This is a genomic window from Thermophilibacter provencensis, from assembly GCF_900128445.1.
Classification (GTDB): Bacteria; Actinomycetota; Coriobacteriia; order Coriobacteriales; family Atopobiaceae; genus Thermophilibacter; species Thermophilibacter provencensis.
This window is the reverse complement of record NZ_LT671417.1, coordinates 62,862-80,471: the sequence shown is the minus strand read 5'-3', so window position 1 is coordinate 80,471 and position 17,610 is coordinate 62,862. Positions and strand designations below refer to the sequence as shown.

At 66.7% G+C, this 17,610-nt stretch carries 15 protein-coding genes; 9 read left to right on the top strand and 6 right to left on the bottom strand.

What is annotated here, in order from left to right; all coding sequences use genetic code 11:
- Position 1 precedes the first annotated feature (1 nt).
- On the bottom strand, positions 2–736 hold the full coding sequence (locus BQ7391_RS00375; protein WP_075278802.1) for an iron-sulfur cluster assembly scaffold protein: 735 nt from the start codon (positions 734–736) through the stop codon (positions 2–4).
- Between the two features lie 329 nt (positions 737–1,065).
- On the opposite strand from BQ7391_RS00375, the gene BQ7391_RS00370 reads away from it, so the two are divergent.
- Positions 1,066–1,947 carry a DMT family transporter gene (locus BQ7391_RS00370; RefSeq protein WP_075278801.1) on the top strand — a complete coding sequence of 294 codons (882 nt, stop codon included), beginning with the start codon at positions 1,066–1,068 and terminating at the stop codon, positions 1,945–1,947.
- 172 nt (positions 1,948–2,119) lie between these two features.
- Positions 2,120–3,019 (top strand): NAD(+) diphosphatase, encoded by a 900-nt coding sequence (gene nudC, locus BQ7391_RS00365; RefSeq protein ID WP_075278800.1) that lies wholly within the window; start codon positions 2,120–2,122, stop codon positions 3,017–3,019.
- A gap of 115 nt (positions 3,020–3,134) precedes the next feature.
- On the opposite strand, the gene BQ7391_RS00360 is transcribed toward nudC, so the two are convergent.
- The 4 genes from BQ7391_RS00360 to BQ7391_RS00345 form a co-directional block, all read right to left on the bottom strand.
- A complete protein-coding gene (locus BQ7391_RS00360; protein ID WP_075280807.1) occupies positions 3,135–3,404 on the bottom strand; it encodes a helix-turn-helix domain-containing protein in 270 nt (89 codons plus the stop codon).
- 41 nt (positions 3,405–3,445) lie between these two features.
- Positions 3,446–3,934: a hypothetical protein gene (locus BQ7391_RS00355; RefSeq protein WP_075278799.1), complete on the bottom strand. Its 489-nt coding sequence runs from the start codon at positions 3,932–3,934 to the stop codon at positions 3,446–3,448.
- 84 nt (positions 3,935–4,018) lie between these two features.
- The gene (locus BQ7391_RS00350) at positions 4,019–5,260 is read right to left on the bottom strand and encodes a radical SAM/SPASM domain-containing protein (RefSeq protein ID WP_075278798.1); all 1,242 of its coding nucleotides are present in this window, start codon (positions 5,258–5,260) and stop codon (positions 4,019–4,021) included.
- A 282-nt stretch (positions 5,261–5,542) separates the two neighbouring features.
- On the bottom strand, positions 5,543–6,370 hold the full coding sequence (locus BQ7391_RS00345; RefSeq protein WP_075278797.1) for a Cof-type HAD-IIB family hydrolase: 828 nt from the start codon (positions 6,368–6,370) through the stop codon (positions 5,543–5,545).
- Positions 6,371–6,885: 515 nt separating this feature from the next.
- Here BQ7391_RS00345 and BQ7391_RS00340 point away from each other — a divergent pair.
- The 5 genes from BQ7391_RS00340 to BQ7391_RS00320 all read left to right on the top strand — a co-directional run bounded on the left by BQ7391_RS00340 (position 6,886) and on the right by BQ7391_RS00320 (position 13,888).
- The gene (locus tag BQ7391_RS00340) at positions 6,886–8,421 is read left to right on the top strand and encodes a 2-isopropylmalate synthase (protein ID WP_075278796.1); all 1,536 of its coding nucleotides are present in this window, start codon (positions 6,886–6,888) and stop codon (positions 8,419–8,421) included.
- Positions 8,422–8,712: 291 nt separating this feature from the next.
- Positions 8,713–9,975, top strand: a complete 1,263-nt coding sequence (leuC, locus tag BQ7391_RS00335; RefSeq protein ID WP_200799549.1) for a 3-isopropylmalate dehydratase large subunit — start codon at positions 8,713–8,715, stop codon at positions 9,973–9,975.
- Positions 9,976–10,664: 689 nt separating this feature from the next.
- Complete coding sequence (gene leuD / locus BQ7391_RS00330; RefSeq protein ID WP_075278795.1) at positions 10,665–11,171, top strand: 3-isopropylmalate dehydratase small subunit; 507 nt, start codon at positions 10,665–10,667, stop codon at positions 11,169–11,171.
- 2 nt (positions 11,172–11,173) lie between these two features.
- Positions 11,174–12,304: a 3-isopropylmalate dehydrogenase gene (gene leuB / locus BQ7391_RS00325; RefSeq protein WP_075278794.1), complete on the top strand. Its 1,131-nt coding sequence runs from the start codon at positions 11,174–11,176 to the stop codon at positions 12,302–12,304.
- A gap of 498 nt (positions 12,305–12,802) precedes the next feature.
- Positions 12,803–13,888: an IS110 family RNA-guided transposase gene (locus tag BQ7391_RS00320; protein ID WP_075278793.1), complete on the top strand. Its 1,086-nt coding sequence runs from the start codon at positions 12,803–12,805 to the stop codon at positions 13,886–13,888.
- A 403-nt stretch (positions 13,889–14,291) separates the two neighbouring features.
- On the opposite strand, the gene BQ7391_RS00315 is transcribed toward BQ7391_RS00320, so the two are convergent.
- Positions 14,292–14,675, bottom strand: coding sequence for a VOC family protein (locus BQ7391_RS00315; protein WP_075278792.1), 384 nt, complete (start codon positions 14,673–14,675; stop codon positions 14,292–14,294).
- Positions 14,676–14,747: 72 nt separating this feature from the next.
- On the opposite strand from BQ7391_RS00315, the gene BQ7391_RS00310 reads away from it, so the two are divergent.
- Positions 14,748–15,956: a MalY/PatB family protein gene (locus BQ7391_RS00310; RefSeq protein ID WP_075278791.1), complete on the top strand. Its 1,209-nt coding sequence runs from the start codon at positions 14,748–14,750 to the stop codon at positions 15,954–15,956.
- Positions 15,957–16,402: 446 nt separating this feature from the next.
- Positions 16,403–17,509, top strand: coding sequence for a phosphate/phosphite/phosphonate ABC transporter substrate-binding protein (locus BQ7391_RS00305; RefSeq protein WP_075278790.1), 1,107 nt, complete (start codon positions 16,403–16,405; stop codon positions 17,507–17,509).
- Positions 17,510–17,610: the final 101 nt, after the last annotated feature.

The following is a 17,610-nucleotide window of genomic DNA, read 5'->3' as shown; positions in this document are numbered from 1 at the left end:
TCTACTCGTGAACGGGGAAGACGTTGGCGACCGTGTGGGTCTCCTCGTCCGTGCGCGGATCGATGTACTTGGCGGCGTTCTCCCACTGGCCGTAGTGGCCCATGGCGCCGGCGATGGCCTCCTCGGCGGTCTTGCCGGCCTTGAGGGCCTCGGTGAACTTGCCGAGGTTCAGGAACTCGAAGGCGATGATCTCGTTGTTCTCGTTGAGCGCCATGCGGGTGACGTAGCCCTGGGCGAGCTCGAGGTAGCGAGCGCCCTTGGCCTTGGTGCCGAACATGGTGCCGACCTGCGTGCGCAGGCCCTTGCCGAGGTCGTCGAGGGAGGCGCCGACGGGCAGGCCGTCCTCGGAGAAGGCGGTCTGGGAGCGGCCGTAGACGATCTGGAGGAACAGCTCGCGCATGGCGACGTTGATGGCGTCGCAGACGAGGTCGGTGTTCAGGGCCTCGAGGATGGTCTTGCCCGGGAGGATCTCGGAGGCCATGGCCGCCGAGTGGGTCATGCCGGAGCAGCCGAGGGTCTCGACGAGGCACTCCTCGATGACGCCCTCCTTGACGTTGAGGGTGAGCTTGCAGGCACCCTGCTGGGGCGCGCACCAGCCCACGCCATGCGTGAGGCCGGAGATGTCCTTGATCTCCTTGGCCTGGACCCACTTGCCCTCCTCGGGGATGGGCGCGGGGCCGTGATATGCGCCCTTGGCGACGGGGCACATATTCTCGACTTCTGCGGAATACTGCATGTATTGCTCCTCTCCATGAATCTGTGCCGGTGCCATGCCCCGGCGCGAACGAACCGGTCCCCTCAGACCGGCCAGAGCCATGCGGCGGCCCAATGGGCAGCCCGCATCTAAGTTTACGGCAAAACGCCGGGGCGAGAGGGACGAAGCGGCACGAATCTGCCAGCGCGTGCCGCGCCCCTCTTCCCGTCCCGGCGAGGGACCCCCTAACGCGGCGCCGTGCATCGCGGGACCCGCCTCGAGCCGTCCGGCGCCGCTCGGTCGCGCTATACTTTCCCACCATGGATATCGAGAAGAACATCGGTCCGGGCGCGCGGCACGGGGAGGCCGCCGTGCCCCAGTGGGCCTGGAAGCTCTCCCTCGCCGCATGCGCTGCCATCTGGGGCGGCTCGTTCGTGGTGATGAAGGACACGCTGGACAACATCCCGCCCGCGTGGCTCATGGGCATACGCTTCGCCGCGTCCGCCGTCATCGTGGGGGCGCTCTTCTGGCGGCGCCTGCGGGACAACCTCGACGGCAGCCACCTCGCCATGGGCGCGATCCTGGGCCTGGCGTCCGGAGCGGCCTTCGTGGTGCAGAACATCGGCCTCGATGACACCACGCCGGGCAGGAACGCCTTCCTCACGGCCACCTACTGCGTGATGACGCCGTTCATTAACTGGCTGGTCACGCGCCGGCGCCCCGATGGGGGGAACGTGCTCGCTGCGGTTCTCGCCATCGTGGGCGTGGGGCTGGTCGCGCTCGGCGACGACCTCTCGCTCATCATGAGCGGCGGCGACTGGATGACGCTCGTGGCGGCGGTGCTCTTTGCCGTGCACATCGTGCTCGTGGCGCGCTTCTCGTCGGCGCACGACGTGATGACCCTCACGGTGGTGCAGCTCGCGGTCAGCGCGCTGGTCGCGCTCGGGACGGCGCTCGTCCTGGAGGCCCCGCCCGCGCCCGAGGTCTTTGCCTCCCCGGACACGTGGCTCTCGCTCGCGTACCTGGTGCTTCTGTCCTCGTGCGTGTGCATGGTGTTCCAGAACCTGGGCCAGGCGCACGTGCCGCCCGCCCAGGCGTCGCTGCTGCTCTCCCTCGAGAGCGTCTTTGCCGTGGTGGCGAGCGTGCTCTTCTACGGGGAGCTCGTGACGCCGCGGATTGCGCTTGGCTTCGGCACGATCTTCGTGGCCGTGCTCGTGAGCGAGCTCGGCGTCAGGAGGCGGGCACGGGGGTGACGTCGCGTCGCGGCGCGCGTTGCGACTTTTGTGGCTCTGGCGGCGGGCCGCGCCTTCCCGCCGGCACAGCCCCCATATCGACAACGTGAATTAGCTGAGGGCTGCCCAACCCTGCCCTTCTCAGCGCGGGTCGGGGCTATCCTGTACGCATCTTCGACTGACGGGAGAGGCCATGATTCAGGAGTTCGGCGCCGAGCACGTCTTCGACAACCACTTCGAGCCGCACGAGCCGGGCGACGGCTCCTATGTCCTGCACTTCCGCGAGGGCGGCTGCCTCACGCACGTGACGCACGTGGGAGGCGGCGACGCCGACGCGGGCGACGCGGGGGAGGAGATCGAGCTGCCGCGTCTGGGGGACTACCCGCGCAGGCCCGCCAAGATGACGTATCTCTTCTCGCTGGGGGACGAGCGGCTCTTCCTCGCCCTCGACGACAGGGTGGCGGCGCCGGCCGGCTTCACGTACGAGTCCGTCAACTGGCTGCGTCGAGCCGAGCCGCAGCACCTGCTCTTTGCCGCAGCCACGGCGTCCCAGCTGGACCGGTGGTATCGCGAGAACCGCTACTGCGGGCGCTGCGGGGCGCCGACGGAGCTCGCCCCCGCGAGCCGGGAGATCGTGTGCCCCGAGTGCGCCAGGATCGTGTATCCCAAGATTTGCCCGGGCGTCATCTGCGCGGTGGTGAGCCGCGGCGATGACCCCGCGGACGACCGCATCGTGCTCACGCGCTACGCGGGACGAACCACCGCGCTCTGGGCGCTCGTCGCCGGCTTCACGGAGATCGGCGAGCCCCTCGAGGGGACCGTTCGCCGCGAGGTCATGGAGGAGGTCGGGCTTTCCGTCAAGAACCTGCGCTTCTACAAGAGCCAGCCCTGGAGCTTTACCGACACGATCATGGTCGGCTTCTGGTGCGAGGTGGATGGCGATGACGCCCTGCGGGTGGACCACTCCGAGCTCAAGGAGGCCCGCTGGTTCAGGCGCGATGAGATCCCCCTGGAGCGCACGGGTGACCGCGCGAGCATGACCGGGGAGATGATCGAGCGCTTCCGCCTCATGGGAAGGGCTGCCTGGGAGTAGCCCCTGCCGCGGGTCGGCGATAAGTACGAGGCGCCGCACCACCATCGCACGCCGAGGGTGGGCGAGCGGGGCGGTGCGGCGCGTGGCATGCCGGAGCAAGAAGAGTGACTAGCCGCTAGCTTCGCTTCTCGTAGTTCCTCTCGCGAATCTCGCCGAGGGTGCGCTCGGCCTGCTCCTCCTCGGGGGTCATGTAGTCGATGATGTCTCCCGGCTTGCAGTTGAGGACCTGGCACAGGGCCTCAAGCGTGGAGAAGCGCATTCCCCTGATGTGGCCGTTCTTGATGTTGGAGAGGTTGACCGTAGAGGTGCCAACTCTCTTGGCAAGCTCCGTCGACGTGATTTTCCTCTCGGCCATGACACGGTCAAGTCGCATGACGATAGGCAACTTTTTCACCTCCAGAACGGCGTTCATTTCGTTTAACAATACTAAACGAAAGCATCGGAGTCTTCTTTGAGGGCATCTCCATACCGAACGACCATCGCAAGGCAGACGAGAAAGACGACCATCACGACGACCTTGAGGTCAAGGCCGGACTGGGGCACGAGCGTAATGCCTGCGGACAGTGCTGTTTCTTCAAATGAGGGAAGAAGGCCGTCAAGAAACGTTTTTATCGAAAGGGCAACTGCAGCGCATATTAGCCGAACTGATTGGCGACGATTGAAGGGGGAGTAGTCCGTAAAGAAGTGACGGAAAAACTCGGCGAGCATAATAACTGATATCGAAATTGATAGCAGCGAGCATATTGGGATTAATGCGCGGAACAGATGCTCCGCCGTTCCCCCTATCTGAAACACAGCTATGAGGTAAATCAGTAAGGTTGCGATGCAACTCGTCCCCAAAACATAGAGAGCAATAGCTCCAACAAGCGAGGCTATTCTTGCCTTTTGATAGTTGGCAATGAGCTTCTCAGGCATGCTTATCTCCTTACCAGCCGATAGTAATTCCTGCGATTGTGAAGCAGAATCCACCGCGCCCCTCGATCTCGAACAGCATGCAAATCACCTCCCTTCGGCGAATCGCCGCCGCAGGCGCTCGCCAAGGCGGTCGTAGTACGCGCTTGGGAGAGCGCAGTACGGATCGCGCCCGGTGAGGCTGCCCGTGGACATGAGCGCCCGCGCGCGGCACCCTCCGCCGCACATCGGGCGCCGACTGCAGGCGTCGCAGCTATCGAACGTTCTGGCGTCAAGGCTGGCGAACAGGCGCGCCGCCTCGCCGCTCATAATCCTCTCGGCATCGTCGGAAAAGGCGTCGCCCATGGCGAGGCGACGGTCGTGCAGCATGTGACAGGGATAGACCGTCCCGTCAGCTGCCACGCTGAGCGTTCGGACGCCCGCCCCACAGGACCTGCGCACCCCGAGCGAGCCTCCCCCGGGCAGGTCGTCCCCGTAGTCCAGCCCGTCATCGGCGGCGGCCCGGCCCAGATCGGCGAGCTGGCCGTCATCAATCGCGAACTCGCCGAGCTCGGAGAGGGGTGCGGTGAGCATGCTGAACCCGACGCTTGCCCCCAGCTTGCGCGCGATGTCCCGATAGCGGCCCATGTCTCCCAGGTTGCGTCCGTGAATCGTTGGAAGGACCCGCGCCGCGATTCCCGCCGTGCGAATCGTCTTGACTGCGGCGACGAGTTGGTCGAAGTTCTGCCCCCCGCGCAGATGGGCTGTGGCGTCGTTCGAGCATCCGTCGAACGCGACGCCGACGCAGCTCACGACCCCGGCAAGCGATGCCACGTTCTTCTCGCTGACGAGCAGCCCGTTGGTGAGGACGACTATCTCCTCGATGCCTGCCATTGAGGCGGAGCGGGCGATGTCGGGGAGGTCGTCGCGGAGAAACGGCTCGCCTCCCGATATGACGAGGCGCTTTGTCCCAAGCGAGGCGAGCAGACCGATGGCCCTGGCCAGGCTCTCTGCCGAGGGGTCTGGCAGGAGGTTCCTGTCATCGCCCTCCGAGTAGCAGAACTTGCAGCGAAGGTTGCAGCGTTGCGTAACGTGCAGGTATGCGGAGCGCACGTGACCCCGCCCCGTCGAGGGACGCTCTGAGGAGGCGAGGTAGCCCCCGCGCTGCAGATGCTCCACGAGCGACTCGCACTCGGCGGGAACCTCGCGCGTCATGGCATCGCGCTCCGACATCTTCCGGCAGAGCGTCTCGCCTGCGCGCGTGAGGCCAATGACCCCGCCCGTCTCCAGGTTGCCCGCCATGGGAATGCCTCCCAAAGAGAAGAGCTCGACGTGGTCGGCAAGTCTCATAGCCCCTCCTCGGATAGCGCCAGATACGATGCTCAATATGATACGGAGACAATATATAGATTTAAGTACTTTTCTGCTAACGGTACAAACATCTCGGAAAATGTTTCTCACTGCGATCTTAAAGATTCAAAAAATTATTTCAAACAGGATAACGGAAAGGGGGAGGAACATACCCCCTACCACATTTTTGCGATGAGGCGCGACATACCGTTAGCTTACGGTCACCCTAGGGATAGAGAAACTGAGCGCTGGCGAGAATCTTGGAGCGAGCGCGTGCGCGCCCTATGCGCGAAGGACAAATCTCTCGATCGCCTCGGCGACGCCGCCCACGTCGTTATTCTCCCGGCAAACGTAGTCTGCGGCCGCCTTGGTCTCGTCCGTCGCGTTTGCCACGGCAACGCCGAGGCCGGCGGCGCGAATCATGGGGATGTCGTTCGAGCTGTCGCCGATGGCCATCGTCTCCTCGGGCGGGATGCCGAGCATCCGAGCGAGCTCGAGCAGGCCGGCCCCCTTGCTGACGCCCGGGGCGTTGAACTCAAGGTAGCGGTTCGAGGAGTAGACGACCTCAAGTCCCTCCGTGAGCCCCAGCCCCGCAAGGTGGTCCGCGGTCGAGTGCAGGAGGTCCATGTCGAGGCTCATGAAGAGGAGCTTGACCACGTGCTCCCCCGTTTGGGCGAGAAAGCCCAGGTCCTTCTCGTCCGTCTCAACGATGTTCATGCGCCCGCCGATGTAGGCGCGTTCCTCGGGAAGGTAGTTGCGCACGTAGACGTGGTCGAGCGTGTAGAGGTGCATGCAGAACCCGTGCCGGGCCCCGAACGCGTAGAGCTCCTCGGCGCGCTGCGGGTCGAGCCCGCATGAGGTAAGCGGCTTGGATCGGGAGTTCTCGGTGATGACGCCGCCGTTGAAGGAGAGGACGTACTCGCCCGGCGCACCGAGCAGCCCCAGCTCGTCAAGCGTTCCAGCCACCGAGGCGAAGGGACGTCCCGTCGCGGGGACGAAGCGCGCCCCGAGCCTGCGGGCGGCGGAGATCGCGGCGCGGACGCGCTCGGGTACGTGATGGCCGGAGTCGAGCAGCGTCTCGTCAAGATCGGCGGCGATGAGGCGGTACATGGTTCCTCCCTGGCGGTGGCGTCCTGACTCGTTCAGGGTACTCCGTCAGGCGCCAGATGGCGAGACCCCTGCGTCTGCCCGTGCGTGCTAAAGAGGGGGGGTAGCGCGCACGGCGAGAAGAACGCGCCGCCCGTCCGTCGCCGCGCGCCGTCCGCGGAATCGATTGTTTCGGGTCCGAATCCTAATGTGGACCGTAGCGTCATCTATGGCATAGTGCGACGTATCGCGCCCGCTGGGGGCGCTTGACCGTCAAGGGGGTCCGGCAATGGTACGGCATGGGGCTGCTGTCAATCGAGTCACCGAGCGCGCGTCCGCGCTCGTGCTTCTCGGCAGCCGGGATCTCCTGCTTGCCATGGCCAACCTACTCGACCTAACCAGCGCGCGCTAGGGTCAGCACACCCCTGCGCGCGCCAGCTGTGCCGCCGTCTCCCTGAGGGGACGGGGCACTTTTTGTGTGCTCAGCCCCGCCGCGCTGCGGCCCTCCCCCCGCGAAGGCATCGTAGAAAGGCACTCACATGACCAGGAAGATTCACATCTTTGACACCACCCTGCGCGACGGCGAGCAGAGCCCCGGCGCGTCCATGAACACCGAGGAGAAGCTCGTCATCGCCCAGCAGCTCATCCGCATGGGCGTTGACGTCATCGAGGCGGGCTTCCCCATCTCCTCGCCGGGCGACTTCCGCTCCGTGCAGGAGATCGGACGGCTGGCGGGCGACGACTGCGTGGTCTGCGGCCTCACGCGCGCCGTCGAGAAGGACATCGACCGCGCGGCCGAGGCGCTCAAGTGCGCCAAGCGCCCGCGCATCCACACCGGCATCGGCGTCTCGCCCTCCCACCTGCGCGACAAGCTGCGCATCACCGAGGACGAGTGCGTCGAGCGCGCCATCCACTGCGTGGAGTACGCCAAGAAGTACGTGGAGGACGTCGAGTTCTACGCCGAGGACGCGGGGCGCGCGGACCAGGCCTTCCTCGAGCGCGTGATCCAGGCCGTGGTCAAGGCCGGCGCCACCGTCGTGAACATCCCCGACACCACGGGCTATCAGCTGCCCGAGGACTTTGGTCGCCGCATCAAGGGCCTTTGCGACAACGTCATCGGCATCGAGGACGTCATCATCTCCGTGCACACCCACAACGACCTCGGCATGGCCACGGCGCTCGCCCTCCAGGGAGTGAAGAACGGCGCCCGCCAGATCGAGTGCACGATCAACGGCCTGGGCGAGCGCGCCGGCAACACCGCGCTCGAGGAGGTCGTCATGGCCATCAAGATGCACGGCGACGAGCTCGACGCCCACACCGACGTCGTGACCCAGGAGCTCACGCGCGCGAGCCACCTCGTCAGTCGCATCACGGGCATGAACGTCCAGGCCAACAAGGCCATCGTGGGCGCCAACGCCTTCGCGCACTCCTCGGGTATCCACCAGGACGGCGTCCTCAAGGCCCGCAACACCTACGAGATCATCGACCCCGCGGACGTGGGCGCCGCCGGCTCCGAGATCATCCTCTCGGCGCGCTCCGGCCACGCCGCGCTGCGCCACCGTCTGGCAGAGCTCGGCTACACCTTCGAGGATGCGGAGTTCGACGAGGTCTACCAGCGCTTCCTGGAGATTGCGGACCAGAAGAAGGAGGTCTACGACGAGGACCTCGAGTCCATGGTCCAGGAGCGCCAGCGCGACGTCGCGGCCGTCTACACGCTCGAGGCGCTCCAGGTCTCCTGCGGCGACCCGCTGATCCCCACGGCCACGGCCACGATCACCGACGAGCTGGGCGTGAAGCACGTGGTCGCCGCCACTGGCACCGGCCCCGTCGATGCCGCCTACCAGGCCATCGACAAGGTCGTGGCGGTCCACGGCGACCTCGCGGAGTTCTCCGTCAAGGCCATCACCCGCGGCATCGACGCCATTGGCGAGGTCACGGTGCGCATCACGGCCGAGGACGGCAAGGTCTACACCGGCCGCGGCGCCGACAACGACATCATCGTCTCGAGCGCGAAGGCGTACGTGAACGCCATCAACCGCATGATCCAGACCTCGCGCTCGAAGGAAGGCAGGTAGCGGTCCGGCCGTTCGGGGCGAGGTATTTCTTCCCAGCTCACTTCGCTGCGCTCAGAAGTCGCTGGGAAGAAAAACCTCGCCCCGAACGGCCTGCGTTAACGTCTCTGCGACGAGATGGCGTTCACGTCCTTGTCGCTAGCTCTTACCGAGGGTTTTGGTTGTGAGTCTTACGTTGTTGAGAGTTGTATCGAGCTGACGCTGGCGGGAGGTTGTCCCCGCGCGCAGTTCTTTGCGAAGCAAAGCTGTTTGAGCACGGGGACAACCTCCCGCCAGCTCATCGGAAGGAGAGACATGGCACGTCCCATGACGATGGCGGAGAAGATACTTGCGGCGCACGCGGGGCTCGAGGAGGTCGTCCCCGGGCAGCTCGTCGAGTGCGACCTCGACCTGGTTCTCGCCAACGACATCACGGCGCCCATTGCCATCAAGACGGTGCGCGAGATCGGGGCCGGCGTCTTCGACAAGGACAAGATCTGCCTCGTGCCCGACCACTATGCCCCCAACAAGGACATCAAGAGCGCCGAGCAGACCAAGGTCACGCGCGACTTTGCCCATGAGTACCAGATCACGCACTACTACGAGCAGGGCTGCATGGGCATCGAGCACGCGCTTCTTCCCGAGCGAGGCATCGTGGTGCCTGGCGACCTCGTGATCGGCGCCGATTCCCACACCTGCACCTACGGCGGCATCGGCGCCTTCTCTACTGGCGTTGGCTCTACGGACGCCGGCGTGGGCATGGCCACCGGTCGCGCGTGGTTCAAGGTGCCCGAGACCATTCGCATCGAGGTCGAGGGGGAGCTGCCTGAGGGGGCGTCGGCCAAGGACATCATCCTGCACGTCATCGGCAAGATCGGCGTGGACGGCGCGCTCTACTGCGCGATGGAGTTCGCGGGCTCCACGATCGAGGAGCTCTCCGTGGAGGGCCGCCTCACCATTGCCAACATGGCCATCGAGGCCGGTGGCAAGGCGGGCCTCTTCGAGGTTGACGACAAGTGCCGCGAGTACGTGAGCCGCCGCTCCCAGCGCCCCATCGTCGAGTACCACGCCGACCCCAACGCTGCCTATAAGCAGGTCATCCACATCGACGCCGCCGACGTGGTGCCCACCGTCGCCTGGCCTCACCTGCCCTCCAACACGCACCCGGTGGCAGAGAGCCGCGACATCAAGATCGACCAGGTGGTCATCGGCTCCTGCACCAACGGCCGCATCGAGGACATGCGCGCCGCCGCCGACGTCCTCTGCGGGCGCACCGTCGCCGATGGCGTGCGCTGCATCGTGATCCCCGCGACCCAGGGCGTCTGGCTCGAGTGCGTGCACGAGGGGCTCATGGACATCTTCATCAACGCGCACTGCGTGGTCTCCACTCCCACGTGCGGCCCGTGTCTCGGCGGCTACATGGGCATCCTTGCGGCGGGGGAGCGATGCGTCTCCACCACCAACCGCAACTTTGTGGGACGTATGGGTGACCCCACCTCCGAGGTCTACCTGGCGAGTCCCGCCGTCGCGGCCGCCTCGGCCGTCGCGGGCCACATCGCACTGCCATCCGACCTGTAAGCCCCGCCGGAAATCCCGGCCCCTCCAGAGCCGCAGCCCTTCGGGTGGGCCGCGCGGCTCGCCTGGATTGGGGCCGGGGTTTCTCTTCTCCACCGCCCTTCTCGCGCGCGCCCCATCGGTCGTCTTTTCTTTCGGGCTGGGGCGGTCACCCTGTCCGCCCCCGGCGTCTTGTGGCCGCTTGGTCCGAGCGCTCTCTTCAGTTCGATTCTTTATTACATTGAAAAGCATGTAGGAACTGGGGCGCCTTGGCATAATCCCGGCCCGGGACAGCCGTTCCTACATGCTTATCCATGTAATAAATAAATGAATTATACGGAGCGCTGCCCGATGGGTGGGCCTGGCGAGAGGGGCGCCGGGTCCGGGCGTCTAAGCCGACGAAGCAGCCCGGGTGAGGCGGAGCTGGCCGCAATCCCGCAGACGGTCCGCTGCGGCCGCGCCCCCTTCGCGTGCCGCCATGTCATGTTCCGGCCCTTCGGACGGGCTCTGAGAGTAGTTCCGTTAATGCTCGAAGAACCCATCCCCCTTTTTGTAAGAGCGTCGCGATGCCGACGCTAGAATGGCGCCAGCCAAGAATCGACGGAGGCCCCGCGATGACGCGAGCTGCGTCAGGCGGCTCCTCCCCAACAGCACGCTCTTCTCGACGCGCGGGGCGTGTCCCACGACCCGGGCACCCGGCAGAAAGGACAACGATGCAGTTCAAGGGAACCGTCTTCCGCTACGGACGCGACATCGACACCGACGTCATCATTCCGGCGCGCTACCTCAACACGTCGGACCCGGCCGAGCTCGCCAAGCACTGCCTCGAGGACCTCGACCCTACGTTCGTGAGCCGCGTGAGCGCGGGCGACATCGTCGTGGCCGAGGAGAACTTCGGCTGCGGCTCCAGCCGCGAGCACGCGCCCGTGGCGATCAAGGCGGCCGGCGTCTCCTGCGTCATCGCCAAGAGCTTCGCGCGCATCTTCTACCGCAACTCCATCAACATGGGCCTGCCCATCCTCGAGTGTCCCGAGGCCGTCGATGCCATCTCGGAGGGCGACGTGGTTTCCGTGGACGCGGACACCGGCATCATCACCGACGAGACGACGGGGGCCGTCTTCCGTGCCCAGCCGTTCCCCCCGTTCATCCAGGAAATTATCAACGACGGCGGTCTCGTCGCGCGCACCAAGCGCGTCATGGCCGAGAAGGGCGTGATGTAGTCATGGCTTCTGCGACCTATCGCGTCTGTACCCTGCCGGGTGACGGCATCGGCCCCGAGATCATCGCCGAGGGCAAGAAGGTCCTCGCCGCGCTTGGCGAGAAGTACGACGTCGAGTTCGTCTGCGAGGACCATCTGATCGGCGGTGCGGCGATCGACGCCACCGAGGCGGCCGGCGGTCCGGTCTCGGCGCTCCCGCCCGCCACGCTCGAGGCGGCGCGTGCGGCCGACGCGGTTCTTCTCGCCGCGGTGGGCGGCCCCAAGTGGACCGACACGCGCGTGGGCGCCGTGCGCCCCGAGCAGGGGCTCCTTGCCATCCGCAAGGAGCTGGGGCTCTACCTCAACCTGCGCCCGGTGCGCATGTTTGACGCGCTGATCGACGCCTCCACGCTCAAGCGCGAGGTGCTCACGGGCGTTGACCTCATCATCGTCCGCGAGCTCACGGGCGGCCTCTACTTTGGCGGCCACGAGCGCACGATGGGAGTCGAGGGCGCCGGCGTGGGCGGCACCCGCGGTGAGTACGCGCGCGACATCCTGGAGTACTCCGAGTACGAGGTCGACCGCGTGGTGCGCTGGGCCTTTGACGCGGCGCGCCGCCGCAGGGGCGTGGTGCACTCCGTGGACAAGGCCAACGTGCTCGACACCTCCCGCATGTGGCGCGAGGTGGCGCACAACATCGCCGCCGAGTACCCCGACGTCACGCTCGAGGACATGTACGTGGACAACGCCGCGATGCAGCTCATCGCCAACCCGGCGCAGTTTGACGTGCTCGTGACCGAGAACACCTTCGGCGACATCCTCTCCGACGAGGCCTCCATGCTCACGGGCTCGCTCGGCATGCTCGCTTCCGCGAGCCTGGGCGACGGCACGGCGCTCTACGAGCCGAGCCACGGCTCGGCGCCCGACATCGCGGGGCAGGGGATCGCCAACCCGATAGCGCAGATTCTCTCCGTGGAGCTCATGCTGCGCTACAGCTTTGGGATGGACGACGCCGCCGACGAGCTGGCCGTCGCGGTCACGCGCGTGCTCGACGAGGGCTGGCGCACCGCGGACATCGCCGACGAGGGCACGCCTGCCGAGAAGGTCCTCGGCACCGCCGCGATGGGCGACAAGATCGTGGGGGCCCTGGGCTAGGCGTTTCGGATTGGCAGGAGCCAGAGAAGGTCCGGCGCTCGGACAGCTTGCCGCGAAGGGCGCGGCAAGAATCCGGGGCGGGGCTCCTCTGGCTCCAGGTGCGTCGGACATCCGGCAATGGACGTCGGGGTGATCGAGGCCCTTCTTGCCCTGCCGAGTTTTCCCAGTAGGCGCCTATCTCGATGGCCGTTCCGGCTCTGCTGAGGCGCGCTCGGGCGCACTTTGCCGTTTCGGCGACGGCTGAGCGCGCAATCACCGGGATAGTGTGAAAGCGGCCGAGGTTTTTATGCAATCACCGGGATAGTGTGAAGCATTTTTTCGAGCCTCCGTGGTAGCAAGCCCGCAAAAGCCCAGATGGCGATGTGTCCGTGTGGCCCTAGAAGATATGTAGAGAGCGACTGGGACCTCTCTCTATGAACCAAGGGCCGCGCCAGCGGCGACGTGGGTTAGGCTCGAGTCGTGAGACAGGCCCGCCACAAGTCATAGGAGGTCCCAGCCATGATCTATCGTACCAGCGTCGGCCTCGACGTACACGCCCGCTCGATCGCCGCGGCGGCCTTCGTCCCGGAGACCGGGGAGGTCGAGGAGAGCTCGTTCGGCTACGACGCGGCCGCCGTCGCCGCGTGGGCGGCGGCCCTGCCGCAGCCCGCGCGGGCCGTCTACGAGTCCGGCCCCACCGGCTTCGACCTCAAGCGCTCCCTCGACGCCCTCGGTCTGCCGTGCGTGGTGGGCGCGGTGAGCAAGATGCTCCGGCCGGCCGGGGACCGCGTGAAGACTGACAGGCGCGACGCCGTGTTCCTGGCGCGCATGCTCGCGGTCGGCAACGTCGTCGAGGTGTGGTGCCCGACGCCCGGGCAGGAGGCCGCCCGCGACCTCGCCCGAGCCCGCGCCGACGCCCGGGACGACCTCATGGCGGCACGCCACAGGCTCTCCAAGATGCTGCTGAGGAAGGGGCTCGTCTACCCGGGGAAGAGCGCCTGGACCGCAGCCCACCGCGACTGGCTGCGCTCCATCGAGCTGCCGCTTTCGACCGAGGGGCTCGTGCTCTCGGAGTACCTGCAGCAGGTCGTCGCCTGCGAGCAGCGGCGCGACCGGCTCGACGCCGCCATCGCCGCGCTCGCCGCGACCGACGAGTGGCGCCCCGTCGTCTCCCGGCTCTCGGCCGTGCGCGGCATCTCCACCGTCACCGCCTTCTCCGTGGCCGCCGAGATCGGCGACTTCTCGCGCTTCCCGACGGCCCCCTCGTTCATGTCCTACCTCGGCCTCGTGCCCTCGGAGGGCTCGTCGGGCGGCTCGGTCGCGCGGGGGCCGATCACGCGGACGGGCAACGCCCACGTCCGGACGCTGCTCGTCGAGGCCGCCTGGCACCACGCGCGCAGATGGAGCCCCCTGCTGCCGACCGAGGTCGCCGCGCGCCGGGGGATAGGCCCGGAGGCCGCTCGCGTCGCGGCGGAGGCCAACCGGAGGCTCCACTCGAAGGCGGAGCGGCTGAGGAGGAGGGGCGTGCGCCCCGCGAAGGCCAACGTCGCCGTCGCGCGCGAGCTCGCCGGCTTCGTCTGGGCCCTCGCCAACTGCGAGGGCTGACAAACCGCCGACCCCCGGGGCGCAGGCGCCGGGCGGGCGATGGGGAGAACCGCGATGCCGCTATGCGCAGCCCCTGGCGACGCGCGATCCTAGAAAGCGGGTGCCCCGCGCCGGACAGATCGGAATGCGCCACGACGCGCGGATGTCAGACTGGAGATCGCTGAAGCCTTCCGGCTCTCCGCCGCGCCGCCGCCCCGGATCGGAGCATAGCGAAACCGTCCCAACCCGCACCTCCGCGGGCCGGGACGGTCTTGCCTCTTGACAGGTTGATCTACATATCAGAGCGGCTTTGGGTGCCGAAAATGCTTCACACTATCCCGGTGATTGCGTGGCGCAGCGAGATTATTTCACACTATCCCGGTGACTGCACGGCCTCTTTGTCAGAGTTGGCCGGGCGGCGACCCTAGACCGTGATCTCCACCTGGTTGCCCTCGGGTCCGAGGATGCAAGACTCGTAGTATCCGTCGCCCGTGGTGCGCGGTCCGCTTACGACCTCGTAGCCCGCCGCGACGAGCTTGGCGGTGAGCCGGTCGACCTCGGCCTCGGAGCCCACTGCAAAGGCGAGATGCGCCCATCCGGTGCGCGCGAGGCCCTTCTCTGCGTCCGTCATGTCCGGCTTGGTCATGACCTCGAGGCGCGCCCCGTCGTCGAAGGTGAGGAAGTGGGAGCGAAAGCCCGTTCGCGGGTTGTGATATCCGTCATCAGCGACGGCGCCGAAGAAGCGGACGAAGAAGTCCCTCGCTCCCTCGAGGTCGGTGACATAGAGCGCGACATGCTCGATTCTCATGGTCCCTCCAATGCCGGGCGTGCTCCGTTGCGAGTATCCTAGCAAAGGAAAACCGCGGCGAAGGGACCCCCCATGACCTATGACTTCACGACCATCCTCGACCGTGCCGGGCATGACGCGCTCGCGCTCGACGCCATCGGCGCTCCGGGCTCGGGATATCCCGCGCCTGACGAGGGCTTCGACCCCATCCCCATGTGGGTCGCGGACATGAACTTCCCCGTGGCGCCCTCAATCACGCGTGCCATCGAGGAGCGGCTCCAGTACCCAACCTTTGGCTACTTCCGTCCGAGCGATGCCTACTACCAGGCCATCATCGACTGGCACCGCGACCGCAAGGGCATGGGCGACCTCGAGCCGCGCCACATCGGCTACGAGAACGGGGTGCTCGGCGGCGTGGTCTCGGCGCTCACGGCCTTTGCGGCGCCGGGGGATCCGGTACTCGTGCACAGCCCCACCTACGTGGGCTTCACGCACGCGCTCGAGGACAACGGCTTCAAGATCGTGCACTCGCCGCTCGTTCGGGACGCGGACGGCGTCTGGCGCATGGACTTCGAGGACATGGAGCGCCGCCTTGCCGAGGGGCGCATCCACGTGGCCATCTTCTGCTCGCCGCACAACCCCTGCGGGCGCGTGTGGGAGCGCTGGGAGGTCGAGCGGGCGATGGAGCTCTTCCGCGCCCACGACTGCGTGGTCGTCTCCGACGAGATCTGGTCGGACATCGTGCGCCCGGGGTGCGCGCACGTCCCCACGCAGTCCGTCTCTGACGACGCGCGCGAGCGCACGGTTGCGCTCTACGCGCCGAGCAAGACCTTCAACCTCGCCGGCCTTATCGGCAGCTACCACGTCATCTATAGCGACTACCTGCGCGACCGCGTTGAGTCCAAGGGCTCAAAGCCCCACTACAACTCGATGAACGTGCTCTCGCAGCATGCGCTCATCGGCGCCTATGGCCCCGAGGGTCGCGCATGGGCCGACGAGCTCAACCAGGTGATCGCCGGCAACGTGGACTGGGCGTGCGACTTCATCGAGCGCAGCATCCCCGGCGTTGACGTCTTCCGGCCGCAGGGCACCTACATGCTCTTCCTCGACTGCACGCGGTGGTGCGAGAAGAACGGGCGAAGCATCGACGAGCTCCTGCGTGCCGGCTGGCGCGTGGGCGTCTACTGGCAGGACGGACGCGCCTTCAACGGCCCCTGCCACATTCGCATGAACCTGGCACTGCCGCTCTCCCGCGTGCAGGAGGCCTTCGGGCGCCTGGAGCGTCACGTCTTCTCCGCTTAGGCGTACCCAGCCAAGAGGGCTGGCCCCCTAGAGATTGGCGGTATCCCAAACATGAGCGGATGGGTGGGCAGGTGAGTGAGTGACTGCTTTCGAACAGACGGGGCCCTTCCGGGGGCCCTATCCGGTCGGAAGCTGTCACTTACCAACTAACTCGCCTACCTGCTCGCTTGCCCGCGCGTGGACTTGCCGCCGCGTTCTGCGTCCAGCCCTCGCGCCGGCAAGCTTTTGGTAAGGCGCGTCAGAGTTTCGTATCGAGAGCGTCAGCATCCGCGCGGGGACCGGCCGGCCCCCGCGCGGACTTTCGTAAAGTTCGGTCATTGTCCGGTAAGGCATGCCCGGGCGCGCTCCCAGGGCCGCCGTCAGGTCCATACCATCTCCCTCGGAGTCCGCGATGCGGACGGAACAACACGTGAAGGGGCACGTGCCCCGAAGGGAGAAGCACGGCGATGAACCTCAACAAGACCTCGATGTCCCGTCGTTCGTTCCTGAGCGCCCTCGGCGTCACCGCGCTTGGCCTCGGCCTCGTTGGCTGCGGCGGCAACGATGCCGGCAAGGGCGGCGCCGCCACGAGCACCGATGACGCGGCTGCAAGCACCGATGCCGCCTCGCTCGACAAGATCACCATGGTGTGGCTTCCCAACGAGTCCGCCGCCGAGTTCGACGCCGGCCGCGAGGAGTTCGGCCGCGTCCTCTCCGAGTACGCGGGCGTCGAGGTGGAGCTCATGACCACCACCGACTACAACGTCGCCATCGAGGCCATCGCCTCCGGAAAGGCGCAGATGGCCAACCTCGGCGCCGAGGGCTACATCCAGGCGCAGGAGAAGAACCCCAACGTCCACTCCCTCTTCACCACGGCCGACACCGAGGGCACCCTCGACGGCGCCAAGTACTACAGCCGCATCGCCGTGCCCGCCGACCAGATGGCCGAGTACGAGGACGCCGAGAGCGCGACCGGCTACTCCATCAAGAACATCAAGGGCAAGCGCATGAGCTTCGTCACGCAGACCTCCACCTCCGGCTTCAAGGTGCCCTGCAACGCCATCATGGCGGAGTTCCCCGACGAGGTGACCTCCACCGACGAGCTCGCCCAGCCCGGCTTCTTCAGCCAGGTCCTCTTTGGCAACTCCCACCCCGGCTCCTGCGTGAACCTGCTCCAGGGCGACGCCGACGTGGCCGCCTTCGATGACATCGACGTCGACATGTACCTCGCCGTCCCCGAGGGCGAGCGCGACGCCGTGAACCAGCCCGGCGCCGTCTACGGCGTCGCCGAGGGCGCTGCCCAGCCCTTCGACCGCGTCCAGGGCAAGGAGTTCGGCATCATCCAGTCCACCCCCGTCCTCAACGGCCCGATCGTCTACAACGCCGACGTGCTGCCCGAGGACCTCAAGGACAAGATCCTCGAGGGCATGACGTCCGCCGAGGTCGCCGGCAACGAGCAGCTCTTCGCCCCCGAGGATGCCGAGGGCACCGGTGCCATCTGGAGCAAGGGCGACACCGCCGGCTTCATTGCCGTCGAGGACGAGTGGTACGACCCCATTCGCGCGCTCGCCTAGCAGACTCCATCGCCCGGCCTCCCTCCCTGTCGGGCCCCTTCCCAGCGGCGCCCGGCGCACAGCGTCGGGCGCCGCATCCGCGACTTTGATTCGAGAGGAGC

Coding starts and splice junctions, on each gene's coding strand:
- BQ7391_RS00375 (WP_075278802.1), bottom strand. CDS start 736: ATGCAGTATTCCGCAGAAGTCGAGAATATGTGCCCCGTCGCCAAGGGC.
- nudC (WP_075278800.1), top strand. CDS start 2,120: ATGATTCAGGAGTTCGGCGCCGAGCACGTCTTCGACAACCACTTCGAG.
- BQ7391_RS00355 (WP_075278799.1), bottom strand. CDS start 3,934: ATGCCTGAGAAGCTCATTGCCAACTATCAAAAGGCAAGAATAGCCTCG.
- BQ7391_RS00350 (WP_075278798.1), bottom strand. CDS start 5,260: ATGAGACTTGCCGACCACGTCGAGCTCTTCTCTTTGGGAGGCATTCCC.
- BQ7391_RS00345 (WP_075278797.1), bottom strand. CDS start 6,370: ATGTACCGCCTCATCGCCGCCGATCTTGACGAGACGCTGCTCGACTCC.
- BQ7391_RS00340 (WP_075278796.1), top strand. CDS start 6,886: ATGACCAGGAAGATTCACATCTTTGACACCACCCTGCGCGACGGCGAG.
- leuC (WP_200799549.1), top strand. CDS start 8,713: ATGGCACGTCCCATGACGATGGCGGAGAAGATACTTGCGGCGCACGCG.
- leuD (WP_075278795.1), top strand. CDS start 10,665: ATGCAGTTCAAGGGAACCGTCTTCCGCTACGGACGCGACATCGACACC.
- leuB (WP_075278794.1), top strand. CDS start 11,174: ATGGCTTCTGCGACCTATCGCGTCTGTACCCTGCCGGGTGACGGCATC.
- BQ7391_RS00320 (WP_075278793.1), top strand. CDS start 12,803: ATGATCTATCGTACCAGCGTCGGCCTCGACGTACACGCCCGCTCGATC.
- BQ7391_RS00315 (WP_075278792.1), bottom strand. CDS start 14,675: ATGAGAATCGAGCATGTCGCGCTCTATGTCACCGACCTCGAGGGAGCG.
- BQ7391_RS00310 (WP_075278791.1), top strand. CDS start 14,748: ATGACCTATGACTTCACGACCATCCTCGACCGTGCCGGGCATGACGCG.
- BQ7391_RS00305 (WP_075278790.1), top strand. CDS start 16,403: ATGAACCTCAACAAGACCTCGATGTCCCGTCGTTCGTTCCTGAGCGCC.